The organism is Gordonia sp. OPL2, from assembly GCF_003797825.1.
In the GTDB taxonomy this organism is placed as follows: Bacteria; Actinomycetota; Actinomycetes; order Mycobacteriales; family Mycobacteriaceae; genus Gordonia.
The window spans coordinates 1-16,356 of the sequence record NZ_RKME01000041.1 but is presented as its reverse complement, the minus strand read 5'-3'; the positions used below and the strand labels follow the sequence as shown (position 1 = coordinate 16,356).

Here is a 16,356-nt window from a genome sequence, read left to right as displayed (position 1 = left end):
CCGCCGGAAGAACCGAAAGGGGCAATGATGCCGACCCACACCACCAACCAGAAGAACAACCCCGCTCCGCAGCGCCGTCGGCGTCGGGTACGCAAGTTCGATCAGCGTCAGCGCCGTTGGATCTGGGTCTGGCAGTGACCTGATCCGCTCTCCACGAGACGACCACGTTGAATCCTGCTCCGGAATCCGGAGCAGGATTCAACGCGTTGACGCGGGCATCACTCGTCGGCCCGCCACGTGACCGTCACCGGGACCTGGTCGTCCCACGGCTGGCGTGTCACGAGATCGGCGACTCGGACAAACCCGCGCTCGAACTCACCCACGGCAGGATCGATCAAGCGATACTCCTGGGTCTGCCGATGGATCGGCTGCGCATCGAGCAGCACGATCCGCACCTCGCCGGGCTCGAACTGGCAACGGCGCTGCAGGGATTCGATCAACTGCTCATTCGAGAGATGACCATCACCGAAGTTCCAACCCATGGCGGTGCTGCAGATCCGCTCGCCATCGGTCAAGACGTAGCCCTCTTCTGGCGCGCCGGCCATCGCCCGATGCGCCAACGTGAACAGCGCCCGACCATGACTGTTGAAGGAACGGAACGCGTACCCCATGTACAGCGGAATCTGTGCCGCCTCGGGACTCCCGTAGAAGCGTTCGAGCTGGGCGGCGGGCATCGACGCGATCGCGACGATCCCGTTCTCGATCTTCGCCGACGCCGACGGCTTGATGCACCACAGACCCGTATCCCAGTTGCCGGCGTAGTAGCGCATACCGGGGAGGAAGGACACCTTGCGCGGCATCAGGTTTCCCACGACGACCGTGCCGGCCGAGACCAGGAACAGCAGTATCGGCCAGGGCGACGTGAGATCGCCGAGACCGATGTCGGGGTGCCCGACGAACAGCGCGACGACGCCGAACATCATGAAGACGTTCCATTCCAGCGGCACACCCATCGGAATCGCCGACAGGATGCCGAAGTGGAAGATCAGCATGATGATCGCGGCCACGGCGGTCAACCAGCCGCCGTGAGAGAAGAACAGCACGATCGGCACGAGACCTTCGACGGCAGTGGAGAAGTGAGCGATCCAGCGTGACCGCCGGCCGGGACGGAGATCATCGGGGAAGTCCTCGAAGAACTTGCGCTTGATCGTCGGCGACCGCCAGATCGGATTGTTCGACATCATCGTGGCGATCACGAACGGGAAGTGCTTGTTGAGCTTCGACGTCGCGGCACCCAGCCAGATACACAGGAACACCAGTTCGGCACCGATGATCATGTCCACGCCGGTGAACAGGAAGGTCACCGTCAGCGCGCCGTACACCTCACCGCGAGCCGCCAGGAACACCGTCTTGTCGCGCAGGCCGATGGCCGCCAGCAACGCGAGGATCACCCAGATCTCCCAGTGCGGCAACATCCCGACGGTCGTGTCGAGGGCCGGAACCGGCCCGGTGCCCGAGCTGAACAGCGCCACCACGATCATCACGATCAACGCTCCGTAGAGCAGGGCGTCGAACGGTTGGCGGGTGTCGCCCGCGGTCATCGGGATGCGCGGCCACGGTGGCTGTCGAATCGTCTTGGGCCGCAGCCAGTACAGGATGGAACCGAGTGGCGGGAAGAAGCGGTTGTTCAGCGGCCCGAACCCGCAGCCGAGGCCGACGACCTCGAACAGCATCGTGTAGAGCACGACCTTCTGGAACACGATCGGCTCGGCGTACCACGACGTGACGTCGAAGAGGCCGTCGATGCCGGGAGTGAGGACGACGATGATCCATCCGACCGCGATGTAGGCGAGGATCTTGCCGACGTAGAACAGGTGCAGGGCGACCGGCGTCCCGAACCCCACCTCCGCCCAGTGCCGGGCCATCGGGCGGATCTTCTCCGCGCGTGTGCCCTGACTCCAGGTCGGGAAGTCGATGTCGGGGGTCGTCTGCTTCAGGAATCCCACCGTTGGGAACCTAGCAAACCAAGCTAGTGCTTGGTAGGGGTTCGTAGTTGGCTCGAGCCTGTGGCCCACAACCGGGGTCTGTGCGGCGACAAATTGTCCTTGACCGTCGCGTATACCCGCTTCATCCGTGCTTGGATATCCCGGACGGCGGCATTGCTGTCGTGAACCCGCCAGTTCGGGCGGTACTACCGGAGGTGTTGAGGTGAAGCGTGTGTTCGCGGCAGTGGCCGCCCTGTTCGCCCTGTGTCTGATCGTGGCGGGCTGTTCCGGTTCGAGCGACTCCTCGGAGTCGTCGACGACGTCGACGAGTGTGCAGAACGCCGGAGGATCGTGGGATGCGGAAGGCAAACCGGTCAACGGTGGTCCGGCGGGATCGGATGGGTCGACGGGATCGAACCTGACCAAGGACTACTGTGCCCACAACAAGGACGCGAAGTGCCCGACCGGCAGTTATCTGGGTGTGCACGTGGCAGCGCACGCAAAGAGCGGATCGTGGGATGCCAACGGCAATCCGGTGAACGGGGGTCCCACCGGCGCGGACGGGTCGACCGGCAACAACAAGACGCAGGAATACTGTGCGCGCAACCAGGATCCGGCATGTCCGAAGAACAGTTACGTGGCGGCGAACGCCATCAAGAATCCGGACGGCAGCCACTCGTACGTGAAGTGCGAGGGCACGATCTGCACCAACCCGAACCATGGCGGCGGTGAGGGGACCGGTGCATGGGACGCCAACGGCAAGCCGGTGAACGGCGGCCCGACCGGTGCCGACGGGTCGACCGGCAACAACCAGTCGCAGGAGTACTGCGCGCAGAACCAGGACCCGGCGTGCCCGCAGGGAACCTATGTCGGGTCGAACGCGATCAAGAGTCCCGACGGCGCCAACCGTTACGTGCCGTGCGAGGGTTCGATCTGCACCAACCCGAACCAGGGCGCCGGCGACGACACCCCCGATACGGAGAACGCACCGGCTCCCGACGACGCTCCGACGACCACCGACGCACCGGACGGCGGTGACGGCGGCAACTGAACGCGTAGTGAGCATCGGCCGGCGGCGTCCTCGGCGGGACGTCGCCGGCCGATGGCATGATTCGCCTCACCACCACTCGCACTGATCAGGAACCCGGAGCGATGACCACACGTTTTCACCTGACCGCCATGCGCCCCCGCGACCCGGAGGAACCCGGCCGCACCGCAAGCACTCTCGAACTCTTCTTCGACCTCGTCTTCGTGGTCGCGGTCAGCATCGCGGCCGTCCAACTGCATCACGCCCTCACCGAGAACCACATCGTCGACGGCCTGACGTCGTATGCGCTGGTGTTCTTTGCGATCTGGTGGGCGTGGATGAACTTCACCTGGTTCGCCACGTCGTTCGGCACCGACGACTGGCTCTACCGGGTCCTGACCTTCGTCCAGATGGCCGGAGTGCTGGTGCTGGCGGCCGGGATCGAGCCCGCGTACGTCGACCACGACTACGTGATCGTCGTCGTCGGCTATGTGATCATGCGTGTCGCGATGGTCGCGCAGTGGTTGCGGGCGTCGCGATCGGCAGGCGATCAACGCCGCACAACCCAGATCTACGCCGGCGGTATCGCATTCGTCCAGGTGCTCTGGCTGCTGTGGCTGCTCGTCCCATCCGGTGCCCCGGCGACGATCGGGTTCATCGTGCTGGTGGGCGCAGAGCTCGCGGTCCCGGTGATCGCCGAGCGACAGGGCAACACTCCCTGGCATCCGCATCACATCACCGAACGCTACGGTCTCTTCACCCTCATCCTGTTGGGCGAGAGCCTCCTCGCGTCGTCGAACGCCATCATCGAGGCGTTGCACAGCGACCAGGAACTCGCACCGCTCATCTCGATCGCGATCCTCACCTTCATTGCCACGGCTGCGCTCTGGTGGATCTACTTCTGGCCGCCGCATCACCGCGCGATCGGTTCACTGGCCGAATCCCTTCGGTACGGGTATGTCCACTATTTCGTCTTCGCCGCGGCGGGAGCATTCTCCGCGGGAATCGAGGTCGAGATCGACGCCCTCACCCACCACAGCGAACTGACCGAGACGCAGGCATCGTTCACCGTCACCATCCCGATCGCCGTGTTCATCCTCGGCATCTGGTGGATCGCGATCCGCGACAACGCCGATCGCGTCGTCAACACCGTCGTGCCGGTCGGCGCGCTGCTCGTGCTGCTCGACCCGATCATCCCGATCCCGTTCGCATTGACCGCAGTGTTCCTGATCGCGATCGTCGTCGTGCTCGTCCTGCGGCCGCCGCTTCCGGACAGCAACCCGACAACACCTTTGGATCGCAACGATTTATAGCCTCGGGTAGGTGGCCCGTGGTCGTTAGCCTCCCAAACAAGTGGCGGGGGCGGCGACACTCGATCCCCCGGTCCTGCCAGGGAAGGGGTGAGGGAATGGCCACACGAACGCTGCCCGCTGCCGCGGCCGTTGCGACCGAGCCCGGGCATCCGCTGGCCGAAGGTCCAGACGACGCACGCCTGCTGACCGCCAGACTCGTTCGCGCACGACGCCCGGGGCAGTGGGTGATCACGGCGGTCCTGCTTGTGCTGATGGCCATGCTGATCAACACCCTGGTCACCAATGAGCGATTCCAGTGGCCGGTGGTCGGAAAGTACTTCCTGTCCCGCTCGATCCTCGATGGTTTGGTCCTGACGCTGTGGCTCACCGCCTCCGTCATGGTGTGCGGCTTCGTCCTCGGGATCGGCCTCGCCGCGATGCGACTGTCCTCCAACAAGATCCTCAGCTCACTCAGCTTCGGATATGTCTGGATTGTACGATCCGTGCCGCCGCTCGTGCAGATCCTGTTCTGGTATGAACTCGCGTCGCTGTATCCGAAGCTCTCACTGGGAATCCCGTTCGGCCCGGAGTTAGTGACAGCCGAGACTGCGCACCTCTTCAGCGGAGTACTCGCGGCATTCGTCGGGCTCACCATCGACGTGGCGGCATTCTCGGCCGAGATCGTTCGCGGCGGCATCCTGTCGGTCGACCGGGGTCAGACAGAGGCGGCGGAAGCTCTGGGCCTGAGCCGGTTCCGGATCTTCCGGCGGATCGTCCTCCCGCAGGCGATGCCGGCCATCGTCCCGGCGTCGGGCAACATGCTCATCGGACTGCTCAAGGCGACCTCGATCGTCAGCGTGATCGCGGTGCAGGATCTGCTCTACTCTGTCCAGCTGATCTACCAGCAGAACTACCGCATCCTGCCCCTCCTCATGGTCGCCACGATCTGGTACATCATCGTGACCAGCATCCTCTCGATCGGGCAGTACTTCGTGGAACGGCACTACTCGCGCGGGACCCGCGGTGACCGGCCGGGCGGCTTCCGACGGATCGTGACCGAGAACCTGACAATCTTCGGCCGGTTGCGCGCCAACCTCCGCGACCTCGACCGGAAGGCACGCGCGTGAGCCGCACCGAAGACCCGACGAGGACGAGCGACCGGTGGCCGCTCGTCCGAATCCGCGGACTGACGAAGCACTTCGGACTGCAGCGGGTGCTCGACGGGATCGACCTCGACGTCGCGGAGGGCGAGGTGACCGCGCTGCTCGGAGCCTCCGGATCGGGAAAGTCCACGCTGCTGCGCTGCATCAACCATCTGGAGAAGCCCGACGCGGGGTTCGTCGAGGTCGATGGCGACATCATCGGATACCGCCGATCCGGCGCAGCGCTGCACGAACTGTCACCCCGCGACATCGCCCGACAACGCACCTCGATCGGAATGGTCTTCCAGCAGTTCAACCTCTTCGGTCATCTGTCGGTGGTGGACAACGTGATCGAAGGTCCGGTCGCGGCCGGCGTCCCCAAACGCGACGCCGTCGGGACCGCCCGTGAACTGCTGGCCCGTGTCGGACTCGACGGTCGCGAGAGCTCGTACCCGCGTCAGCTCTCCGGTGGTCAACAACAGCGCGTGGCGATCGCACGCGCCCTCGCTCTGAAGCCGCGCCTCATGCTGTTCGACGAACCGACAAGTGCGCTCGACCCCGAACTCGTGGGCGAGGTCCTCGCGGTGATCCGCGATCTCGCCGCCAGCGGGATGACGATGATCGTGGTCACCCACGAGATCGGCTTCGCGCGTGAGGTCGCCGACACCGCAGTGTTTCTCGACGACGGCCGCATCGTCGAATCTGGACCGCCGTCCCAGGCGATCGACACACCGAGAAACGAACGAGCGAAAGCCTTCCTGTCCGCGGTTCTGTGACCCGACCGTTCAGCCCATCACCCGAGAGGACCCCGTCGTGTTCCGACACCCCCTGGCGCGACCACTTGCCGCCGTCGCCACGGTCATCACCGTGCTCACCCTGGGCGCGTGTGGCTCGTCCGATGCCACCACCGACGAGGCGACCACCGCGATCCCGACACAGGACGTCGTGTCCTCGGTGACCGCCGACCCCGCGATCCGCAACGAACTGCCCGCGGAGATCCGCGCAGCCGGCACACTCACCGTCGGGACGCCGCCGCAGCCGGGGACATCGCAACTACCTCACGGCGGTCAGGTCAACGGCAAGGACGTTGGCCTCGACGTCGACCTCCGCAACGCGGTGGCCAAGGTCCTCGGCGTCCGACTGACCGTGGAGAACGGTACGTTCGCGACGATCCTTCCCGCCGTCGAGAACGGCAAATATCAGGTGGGACAGGCCAATTTCGGCGCGACCCGGGCACGCGAGCAGGTCGTCGATTTCGCCACCTACCTCAACGACGGCCAGGGCTTCCTCGCCGCCTCCGACGTCGTCCTCGACAAGGCCACGTCGATCACCGACGTGTGCGGCTACACCATCGCCACGACACCCGGGTCGACATTCCAGACGCTGCTGTCCTCCCAGGTGGGAAAGTGCGCGGCAGCCGGTAAGAAGCCCTGGACCGTACAGTATTTCGCGGACACTGCGCCGATCTTCCTCGGGCTGGCCAACGGCAAGGTCGACATCTACTTCGGCCCGACGCTGTCGTTGAAGTACGACGAGAAGCACATCGAGGGCACGAAGTTCCTGGGCCAGATCAGTTCCACACCGGTCGGTTTCGTGACCGCGAAGGGCTCGCCGTTGGCGCCGGCGCTGTCCGACGCGGTGAACAAACTGATCGAGACCGGCGACTACGCGAAGATCTTTGCGAAATGGGATGTCCCGGACACCAAGATCGATCGTTCCGTCGTCAACCCGCCCACCACGTTCTGACGGTCGGGACCCGATGCGATTCATCACGATCACACTGATCACCCACAGCCCGGACCCGACGACCGGACTACCGAAGACCACAGCCGAACGCTTCCACGACGTCGTCGAGAGTGCTGTTCTCGCCGAGGAACTCGGCTTCGACGGATTCGGAGTGGGGGAGCGGCACGAGCGACCATTCATCTCGTCGTCGCCGCCCGTCGTGCTGAGCCACATCGCTGCACTCACCGAACACATCCGGCTGTTCACTGCCGTCACGACGTTGTCCCTGCTCGATCCGGTGCGGGCGTATGAGGACTACGCCACACTCGATCACCTCGCGGGTGGGCGTCTGGAACTGATCATCGGCAAGGGCAACGGTGCCGCGCAGCGGGAACTGTTCCGCGTCAGCCCGGAGGAACAGTGGGAACGCAACGCCGAGTCGTTCGACGTGTTCCGCCGGCTGTGGCACGAGAACCGGATCACCGCCGACACACGATTTCGTCCGCCGTTGCACGACGCCGAGGTCTGGCCGTTGCCGTTTCAGCAGCCGATCCGGATCTGGCATGGCAGTGCCACCAGCCTTGAGTCAGTCGAGTTGGCTGCGCGCGTGGGTGATCCGTTGTTCTCGGCGAACGTCACCAACCCGATCGAGCCGTACGCCGAGCTCATCCGCCGCTACCGCGAGCGTTGGGAACACCACGGCCACAATCCGTCGACGATCGCCGTTGGAGCGGGCACGGCCGGGTTCCACGTCGCCGCGCGGTCCCAGGACGCTGTCGACGCCTACCGGCCCGTGTACGCGGGCTACCTGGCGTTTCAGGAACGGCTCGGGGTGACTCCCGTGTTCTCGACCCTCGAAGACTTTGTGGAGCGCTCGTCGGCGTTGATCGGGAGTCCGGAGCAGATCATCGACAAGGTTCACCGCTACCACGAGCAGTTCGGGCACACGGTCATGCACCTGCATGCCGACGCCGGTGGCCTGGACCCGAGCGCGCATCGGGCGAGTCTCGAACTTTTCCAGTCCGCCGTAGCGCCGACCCTGCGCCGCGACATCCCGGACCCGCCGTGGGGGTGGGGTTCGCCGGTGCAGGAGGTCGTTGTGCCCCGGTTATGTCGAGGCACCCAGGACTCCACGGCATAGGGCTGTCAGCAGGGACTCGGTTCGCCGATCTTCACGGCAGACAGAACCGCATCGCCTTCAGTGATCGGCGTTCCGGGATCTGGCGTCTGGGCAACAACAATCCAGTTGCTGTCCAGGATCTGGGAACGGCCCTGGCCCGACGCGTCAGTGCTTCGGGAGAAGAAGACGCCCGCGTCCTGGATTCGGTTCTGCGCGGCCTGAAGGTTCATGCACACTACGTCTGGCATGAGGGCCGCAGGAGCTGCGGGTGAATCTGATGCAGAAGTTCGGGTCTCGACCGGCGGGGGGACAGGACGAGTTGTTGTGGGAAGCGCGTAGGTCGCGGGAGTCTGAGGTGGCGCCTTTGTCGAAGTCTCCGTCACCGTCGTGGTGCTTTGCGTCTCCTCCGCCGGTGAACATCCCGCCACCATCATCGCCGCGCAGCAGCATCCCGCTGCGGAAAACATCAGTCGATACCCGCGCCTCATTGCGCCTCCTCGTCGTTCACAGGGTCGATGACTGTGATTCGCGTGCCGACTGAGGACTGTTACGACGGAGAATGTCAATCGAACGGGTGAATCTCAGCTCGTTGCCACGTCGCCGCCGCCCGCGATCAATGCCGAGCGCACATCGGAGTGTGTGTGCGGCAACCACATCGCCTGTACTGGTGCCAACGGCGGGTCGACGAAGTCGATGGCCTTCACTGCGCCTCCCTGGATGTCGCCGGCGGGGTCGGTGACGAACGCGCACGCGTGCGGGTACCGCTGGACTGCGGTGAACGGCGGGGTGCCCTGGATCGGATTGACGATCAACGTCGGCTCGAAGCCCTTGCGCCGACAATACGACACGAGGAAGTCGGTGTAGAACGATCGCCGTTCGGGTGCCCAGACGACGATCGGGGTGTCGGTGAGATCGGCTGCGGTCACCGAATTCTGCGTCGCGAGTGGGTGATCGGCGACGACCGCGATCCGCAGTTCGTGGTAGGCGAACACCGCCGACGCCAGGTTCGGCGGCGAATCGACCCCACGGCGCAGTGCGACGTCGATCTCGTTGGCGAACAACAACTCCCGTAGCTGTCCAGGAAAGACCTGCCGTGCCGTGATCGGCTGGTCCGGGTGAGCAGCGATCGCCGGGGTCAACAACCGGTAGACCTCCTCGCCGGAGATGGCGGGGGAGTGGCCGACGACGAAGGGTTTCGGCGCGCCGCGCGCGACCTCGCGCACGGCGCCGATCAGCGCGGCGTTTCCCGCCAGCAACGACTTGGCGCCCGAGTACAGGGCGTCCCCGGCTTCGGTGAGGTGCAACTTGCGACGACTCCGATCGAAGATCGAGACGCCGATGTCGCGCTCGAGCTGGCGGATCGACGCCGACAGTGCCTGCTGGGTGAGGAAGAGTCGTTGCGCCGCGGCCGAGAGCGTGCCCGACTCCACCGCGATCACGAACTGGTGCAACCGGCGAGTGTCGAGGATCGATGGTTCTGCGTCGTCCATCGCACCTCCAGTTTCTCGACAGACAAACTCAGTTTGTGCAAACACCATACATTGTCGATTGACGTTTGTGAGTGGCGCTCAAACACTGGAGTCATGACCACGAACGTGCAGACCGCAACCCAGACCCGACTCGACGGCAAGGCCGCGCTCGTTGCCGGCGGGGCCAAGAACCTCGGACGTCTTGTCAGCCTCGAACTCGCCGGCCGTGGCGCCAACGTGTTCGTCCACTACAACAGTGATGCCAGCAAGTCCGCCGCCGACGACACCGTCGCCGAACTCAAGGCTCTCGGCGTCGAAGCCGTCGCCTATCAGGCCGATCTGACCACAGCCGATGCGGTGACGGATCTGTTCGACACCGCTGCACGGGAGTTCGGCGGGATTGACATCGCCGTGAACACCGTCGGCAAGGTGCTGCGCAAGCCCATCGTCGAGACGACCGAGGATGAGTACGACTCGATGTTCGCCATCAACTCGAAGGCCGCCTACTTCTTCATCAAGGAAGCGGGCAAGCACCTCGAGGACGGCGGTGCGATCATCTCTCTCGTCACCAGCCTGCTCGCCGCCTACACCGACGGCTACTCGACGTATGCCGGCGGCAAGAGTCCGGTCGAGCACTTCAACCGCGCTGCCTCCAAGGAGTTCGCCGACCGCAACATCACCGTCAACGCGATCGGACCAGGCCCGATGGACACCCCGTTCTTCTATCCTCAGGAGACCCCAGAGCGGGTCGAGTTCCACAAGTCGCAGGCCATGGGCAATCGGCTCACCGAGATCGAGGACATCGCGCCCATCGTGACGTTCCTCTGCACCGACGGCCGGTGGATCACCGGTCAGACCCTGTTCGCCAACGGCGGCTACACGACCCGCTGACCGAGAGGACCTCGACGATGAGCGAGACACCAGCACCCGTCCAGCGTCTCCTCGACGCCGTCAACGCCGGCGACACCTCGGCCTTCCTCGCGGCGTTCACCGACGACGGATACGTCGACGACTGGGGGCGCGTCTTCACCGGCGGTGACGCGATCAAAGGGTGGAGCGACAGCGAGTTGATCGGCAAGCAAGCCACACTGGCGCCGACGACGGTGACCGCCGACGGCGACTCCGTGACAGTGATCGCCACCGTCGGCGGAAACGGATTCAACGGGCCGTCGACATTCACCTTCGGCATCCGAGAGGACCGGGTCAGCGGGATGACGATCCGGGAGTGACGACAATCGTCCCCCGACGGCACAATCGAGGGATGACCGTCGACGACCAGTGTGGCAACCGCTCGGACGAGCGCGTCCTCGACAACCCGGCGTACGCCGCCCTCACCGGGCCGCAGGCACACCTCGCCGAACGCCGCGGTGACGTATTGCGCTATCCGCCCGACATGTCGCCGTTCCTGACCGTCCCTGAGCACCCGTCCGCCCAGGTCTGGGAGGACGTCGCTGCACTCGTCGGCGCCGGAGGGGTGGTTCCGCTGGCAGCGATCTCGATACAGCCGCCGGATGATTGGGAGATCGTGATGGACATTCCCGGAGTCCAGCTGGTCGACGACGGCGTGCACGCCGCACCTGACCCTGAGGCGGTGACCCTCACCGCCGACGACGTTCCCGACATGATGGATCTCGTGGCACGCACGCAACCGGGACCCTTTCGACGACGCACGATCGAGCTGGGCACCTATCTCGGCCATCGCCGCGACGGCAAGCTCGTCGCCATGGCCGGAGAACGGATGCATCCACCGGGATGGACCGAGATCAGCGCCGTCTGCACCGACCCCGCCTACCGTGGGCACGGACTTGCCACCAGGCTGGTTCTCGCTCTTGCACACGGTATCCGGGAGCGTGGCGAGATTCCGTTCATGCACGCCGCCGCCGACAACACGCACGCGATCGGGCTCTACCTCTCGCTCGGGTTCCGACTGCGTCGAGAGGTCACCTTCGCTGCGGTCCGAGTGCCCGGCTGAGCGCTCAGTCCCCTGACCGGCTCGCCAATCCGATCGCTTCGCGTAGAAGCCCGCTCATGTCGTCGAAGAGACGAAACATGGTGTCGTAGAGCTGGTTCTCGGCATCCACCTCGGACCCCACCTCGGACTTCTGGTCGTCCGGCGTGACAGTCAGGCTGTCCTTCCAGTCCGCCGCTGTCGTCTCCGCGGCCGCCAGATACTCGTTCAGGCGGTGCACTTTTCCACTGGTCAGGTGAACGATCCGTTCCGGCGTCAGCGGCTCGGCCAGGTGCATCTCCAGCAACGTCTGAAGTCCGACGGGAAGCCCGTTCTGGGTGCAGTCGTGTGAGCCGGGCGGACCGGGATTGAGTTGACGGACCATTGTCGGTCCGGTGTCATTGAGGAAGTGTCTCCAGTCGGCGAGCGCCGACGACACGATCCGCGGGTTGAAGACTGCGCAGTCGACGACGCGCTGGGCATAGACGTGATCGTGATCCACCATGAACGAGATGTCCTGCCAGGCAGCCGAATGCTCGATCATGAACCTCCCGAGCAGCGCAGGATCGGTCAATCGATGAGTCAACGTCGTGGTGAACACCAACTGCAGGCTCTCGTCCGTCACAAGGATCCGCGACGGCGCAAAGTCGATGTGCGGCAACTCGATGAGCCCGTCTTCCACGACGACATCTCGCTGCAGGTCCGTTGACACCACCGTATGCGCGAGATCCAGGAGGCCGTCGGCGCAGCACGGGACGATCCCGATCTCGGTGGTCGCAGGTTGGTCGTCTGATTCAGGATCGGGCACGGCCGTCAGCGGGCGCTGCGGAGCGTCGTTCGGGACGTCGACGGGCGGCTCGTCGGACGGTAGGAACGGATCGTGTGTGGTCAGCTGCGACGGTTGCGCTATCCCGCAGATCTCGCGCAGGGTGCGGGCGACGAGGGCGGTGAGGTCGGCGAGCGCTGTGCGACCGACGTCGTGGACGTATACCCATTTCCGCGGAAGGTATCGCCACCCCATCGCCTCGAGCGTTTCCCTGCGTTGCCGTATCGTAGCGACGTCGGCGATCGGGAACGCCTGTCCGCCGATGCTGCACCGGACGCGCCCGGACCCGAGTACCCGGAACTCCATCAGGGAGCGGAATGCCCCGGTGTCGGTCCGGGCGATTTCGATGAACTGGTTGCGTTGCAGTGACGCCAGTCGCCCGGCCAACCCCGCTGTATATGCGCGCCACATGTCGTCCGGTGACGATTCGAACAGATTGCTGGACATGACAACTCCGATCCCTGTGCCGGCGGACCCGGCCGTCCGTCGCGGTGACGACGGCACATCACGGACCCTAGGCCGCTGACGCGACCGGATGAGCGCGGCAAAGCAGTTGTCCACACCCGATCTCCGCCTGTGGAATTCAGCGGGCTCCGGCCTGAGGTGTCGGTAGGATCCGTGCGCCGACCGCGGCAGCGACGACCATGAGGGCAGCGGTCAGTGCGAATCCGATCGCACTCGCGGCGGCGGACGACGACGCCACCGACGTGATGATCCCGAACGACGCGAGCCCGACGATGCCGCCGAGCTGTCGCAGCATCGAGCTCGATCCGGACGCCTGGCCGCGCAGCGACTCGTCGACCGCGCCCACCGCGACGGTTGTCATCGGACTCAGCAGCAGTCCGATACCCACTCCGGCAGGTAGCAGTCCGACACACAGCACGATCGTGCTGTCGGCAGCGAGACCGCACCCGACGATCGCCGCGCCCACCGCGACCGCGACCGATCCCCACAGTGCGATCCGACGTGGCCCGACATCGTCGAAGTGTCGTCCCACCCAACGGGTCGCGACGAGCAGCGGCACCACGAGCGGCAGTAGTGCGACTCCGGCCGCCGCGGGTGAGAGCGACAACGTGGATTGCAGCGAGATCGCCGGGTAGATCGTGAGGACCGTCATCGCGAAGCCGAGGCAGGCGAGGACTGTGACAGCCGCAGCGAAGATCCTGTCCGAGAACACGTGGAGATCGAGGAGAGGTTCACTGCGGCGCAAGCAGTGGCGGACGAACATTGCGACCGAGACGCCGCCGACAACCAGGGTCGCCCAGATGATGGGAGACCCGACGCCCCACGCCGGCATCTGCACCAGACCAAACGACAGCCCGCCGAGCCCAACGGTCAGGGTCAGCAGTCCGAATGGGTCCCAGGACGGTCGCGTGATCGGTGCGCGTCGCATGCGTGCGGTGGCCAGCAGCCCGATGCCGAGCACCCCGACCGGCACGTTGATCAGGAATCCGACTCGCCAGGAGAGGAATTCGGCGCACAGCCCACCCACCGCCGGCCCGACGGTGGCCAGCGCCTGGCCCGATCCGGTGTAGATCGCCATTGCCCGGGCACGGCCGTCGGGTGGGAATGCTGCGAAAATCAGGGCGATGGTGGCCGGCATCAGGACGGCCGCTGCCACGCCGGCGAAGCCGCGAGCCGCGATCATCTCGTACGGCCCTTGGGAGACGCCGATGATCAACGAAGCGGCGGCGAATCCGCACATGCCGGCGATGAATCCGCGGACCGGTCCGACCGCGTCGACGACACGTCCCCCGATCGGCAGCAGGACCGCCAGTGTCAGGAGATACGCGGACACCGTCCAGTTCTGCTCGGTGGCGCTGAGACCCAGATCATTTCGCATGCTGGGCAGCATCACCCCGACGATGCTGGAGTCGAGTACCAGCATCGCCATCGCCGACGTCGCGGCGTACAGGACTCGTCCAGAGTTGCGCTGATCGGTCATCAGGTCCTTCGGAGACCGGGCGGATGAATCAATCCTGCCCTGTGGTTGCTCGAGAATCTCGCCGATCGTGCCCTACTTTTCGTCGACCGTGCCCTCGCTGGACCCGATCGACGAATTCTCGGACACGGTCAGCGGGGTGAGTCCGCCCGAGGTCCGCTGCCGCGCAATGACGCCGGACGGGATGCACGGCCTCAGGACTGCCGCGGAGTGTCGCCGGCGTCGGGGCCGATGTCGGTGCGCAGGTTCCCGGTGATCTCGTCGATCTTGGCCCCCGTGGTCGGGGCGAAGCGTGAGTCGTCGAAACGGGGGTGCCCGTCGACGGTGAGCCGGTAGCGGTCAAGCTGTTCGCGGACAGGGTCTTTCATCTCGGCGAAGATCAGGGTGATGCCGTGCGAGGTGAGGTAGTCGTCGAGTTCGACCAGTTCGTCGACGGCCGTGGCATCGATCTCGGTGATCGGCTCGGAGGCCAGGATGACGGTGTGAAACGAGCGGCCCGCTGCAAGCCCCTTGACCACCTCGGCGCGGATGTAGTCGTCGAACATACCTCCGTTGGCGAAGAACAACGGTGCGTCGAACCGGAGGATGAGGACACCGGCGATACGTTCCGCATCGGGGTGGCGTGTGACGTCGTGGTAGCCGCGTAAGCCCGGAACCCTGCCGAGTTCGGTGCGATAGGGCCGCCACGCCTGATTGACGAAGGCGATGAACGACAACCCGATCGCGACAAGGATGCCTTGCAGCACCCCGATCAGCGCCACACCGAGAAACGCCGCGATCGAGAGGGCGGCCTCCACCCAATTGACTCGGAACAGGTCGACCACGCTGCGGATGTCGATGAGCGAGATCGCCGCGGAGATGACCACCGCGGCCAGCGCCGCGGACGGCAGGTACTCGGTGATGCCGGGCGCCGCGAAGATGAACACCACGATCAGCAAGGCGCCGATGAGCGGCGCCAGTTGGGATCTCGCGCCCGCCTGCTCCGCAACCGGCGTCCGTGACGACGACGCCGAGATGGCGAAGCCGCTGAGGAATCCGGTCGCCACATTGGCTGCGCCGACGGCGGCCATCTCCTGGTTGCCGTTGACCGTCGTGCCGGCGCGGGCGGCGAATGTGCGTGAGAGCACACTGGTGTCGGCGAAGGCGATCAGCGCGATGCCGATGGCCGGCCCGATCAGGTTGACCGCGTCGCCGAGGGTGACGCCGCCCAGCGCAGGAGTGGGGAATCCGCGTGGCATCGCGCCGGCGACAGACAGGTCGTCCTGCCATCCGAAGACCGCGACCGCGATGATCGCGCCCACGACCGCGATCAGCACCCCCGGAATCGTTCTGCGCCACAACTTGAGTCCGAGGATCACGACGAGCGAGATGATGCCGATGGCGGTCGCCAGCAAGTCGATCTCGCCATCGGCGATGCCCTTGACGATGTTGACGGCCTCCTCGACGACCGAATCACCCTCGACGCTGAATCCCAGCAGCTTCGGCAGCTGGCTGAGCAGAACGACGAGCGCAATGCCGTTGAGGTAGCCGATCCGGATCGGTTTGGACAGGAGGTCGGTGACGAATCCGAGCTTCAGGAGCGCGCCGACGACGAGGACGATGCCCACCTCGATCGACAACAGACCGGCGAGTGCGATCCGCTCACCGTCGAACGCGGCCAGCGGGATGATCGCGGCGGCGATGATCGGCGCGAGTGATGAGTCGGGCCCGAGCACCAGAATGCGCGATGGTCCGACGAGGGCGTACACGATCAGCGGGACGATCGTCGCGTACAGGCCGGTCACCGGCGGCAGCCCCGCGACCTCCGCGTATCCCATACCGGCGGGAATCAGCAGGGCAGTCAGTACGACGCCGGCGACGATGTCTCCGCGCAGCCAGCTGCGGTCGTAGGAGCGCAACGTGACCAGGCCCGGCAGGTAGCGGGCCAGGCGGGTGGGGGC

General features: G+C 65.4%; 15 protein-coding genes. 9 read left to right on the top strand and 6 right to left on the bottom strand.

Features of this window, described 5'->3' with window-relative positions; genetic code table 11:
- Positions 1-218: 218 nt before the first annotated feature.
- Positions 219-1,946 (bottom strand): DUF3556 domain-containing protein, encoded by a 1,728-nt coding sequence (locus EEB19_RS24650; protein WP_187589956.1) that lies wholly within the window; start codon positions 1,944-1,946, stop codon positions 219-221.
- A 202-nt stretch (positions 1,947-2,148) separates the two neighbouring features.
- Here EEB19_RS24650 and EEB19_RS24645 point away from each other — a divergent pair, with 202 nt between their 5' ends.
- The 6 genes from EEB19_RS24645 to EEB19_RS24620 all read left to right on the top strand — a co-directional run bounded on the left by EEB19_RS24645 (position 2,149) and on the right by EEB19_RS24620 (position 8,252).
- The gene (locus EEB19_RS24645; RefSeq protein WP_187589955.1) at positions 2,149-2,976 is read left to right on the top strand and encodes a Mesocentin; all 828 of its coding nucleotides are present in this window, start codon (positions 2,149-2,151) and stop codon (positions 2,974-2,976) included.
- 101 nt (positions 2,977-3,077) lie between these two features.
- Positions 3,078-4,265 (top strand): low temperature requirement protein A, encoded by a 1,188-nt coding sequence (locus tag EEB19_RS24640; protein ID WP_187589954.1) that lies wholly within the window; start codon positions 3,078-3,080, stop codon positions 4,263-4,265.
- A gap of 95 nt (positions 4,266-4,360) precedes the next feature.
- Positions 4,361-5,371 carry an amino acid ABC transporter permease gene (locus tag EEB19_RS24635; RefSeq protein ID WP_187589953.1) on the top strand — a complete coding sequence of 337 codons (1,011 nt, stop codon included), beginning with the start codon at positions 4,361-4,363 and terminating at the stop codon, positions 5,369-5,371.
- The gene (locus EEB19_RS24630) at positions 5,368-6,162 is read left to right on the top strand and encodes an amino acid ABC transporter ATP-binding protein (RefSeq protein WP_187589952.1); all 795 of its coding nucleotides are present in this window, start codon (positions 5,368-5,370) and stop codon (positions 6,160-6,162) included. The genes EEB19_RS24635 and EEB19_RS24630 overlap by 4 nt, the downstream gene beginning before the upstream one ends.
- Positions 6,163-6,199: 37 nt before the next feature.
- Positions 6,200-7,132: a transporter substrate-binding domain-containing protein gene (locus tag EEB19_RS24625; RefSeq protein WP_187589951.1), complete on the top strand. Its 933-nt coding sequence runs from the start codon at positions 6,200-6,202 to the stop codon at positions 7,130-7,132.
- A 13-nt stretch (positions 7,133-7,145) separates the two neighbouring features.
- Positions 7,146-8,252: an LLM class flavin-dependent oxidoreductase gene (locus EEB19_RS24620; protein WP_187589950.1), complete on the top strand. Its 1,107-nt coding sequence runs from the start codon at positions 7,146-7,148 to the stop codon at positions 8,250-8,252.
- Between the two features lie 5 nt (positions 8,253-8,257).
- On the opposite strand, the gene EEB19_RS27105 is transcribed toward EEB19_RS24620, so the two are convergent.
- Positions 8,258-8,479 (bottom strand): PASTA domain-containing protein, encoded by a 222-nt coding sequence (locus tag EEB19_RS27105; protein ID WP_262365900.1) that lies wholly within the window; start codon positions 8,477-8,479, stop codon positions 8,258-8,260.
- Positions 8,480-8,812: 333 nt separating this feature from the next.
- A complete protein-coding gene (locus EEB19_RS24610; protein WP_187589949.1) occupies positions 8,813-9,721 on the bottom strand; it encodes a LysR family transcriptional regulator in 909 nt (302 codons plus the stop codon).
- 93 nt (positions 9,722-9,814) lie between these two features.
- Between EEB19_RS24610 and EEB19_RS24605 the strand changes: the two genes are divergently transcribed.
- From EEB19_RS24605 to EEB19_RS24595, 3 genes are read left to right on the top strand one after another with little or no spacing between them, the layout of a single operon-like run.
- Positions 9,815-10,591: an SDR family oxidoreductase gene (locus EEB19_RS24605; protein ID WP_187589948.1), complete on the top strand. Its 777-nt coding sequence runs from the start codon at positions 9,815-9,817 to the stop codon at positions 10,589-10,591.
- A gap of 17 nt (positions 10,592-10,608) precedes the next feature.
- On the top strand, positions 10,609-10,929 hold the full coding sequence (locus EEB19_RS24600) for a nuclear transport factor 2 family protein (protein WP_187589947.1): 321 nt from the start codon (positions 10,609-10,611) through the stop codon (positions 10,927-10,929).
- A 32-nt stretch (positions 10,930-10,961) separates the two neighbouring features.
- Positions 10,962-11,672, top strand: coding sequence for a GNAT family N-acetyltransferase (locus EEB19_RS24595; protein ID WP_187589946.1), 711 nt, complete (start codon positions 10,962-10,964; stop codon positions 11,670-11,672).
- A 4-nt stretch (positions 11,673-11,676) separates the two neighbouring features.
- Here the strand turns inward: EEB19_RS24595 and EEB19_RS24590 are convergent, their stop codons facing one another.
- The 3 genes from EEB19_RS24590 to EEB19_RS24580 form a co-directional block, all read right to left on the bottom strand.
- Positions 11,677-12,921 (bottom strand): hypothetical protein, encoded by a 1,245-nt coding sequence (locus EEB19_RS24590; protein WP_187589945.1) that lies wholly within the window; start codon positions 12,919-12,921, stop codon positions 11,677-11,679.
- A 136-nt stretch (positions 12,922-13,057) separates the two neighbouring features.
- Entirely contained in the window at positions 13,058-14,419 is a 1,362-nt protein-coding gene (locus tag EEB19_RS24585; protein WP_187589944.1) for an MFS transporter, read from the bottom strand.
- Positions 14,420-14,610: 191 nt separating this feature from the next.
- The gene (locus tag EEB19_RS24580; RefSeq protein ID WP_187589974.1) at positions 14,611-16,344 is read right to left on the bottom strand and encodes a SulP family inorganic anion transporter; all 1,734 of its coding nucleotides are present in this window, start codon (positions 16,342-16,344) and stop codon (positions 14,611-14,613) included.
- Between the last annotated feature and the right edge of the window lie 12 nt (positions 16,345-16,356).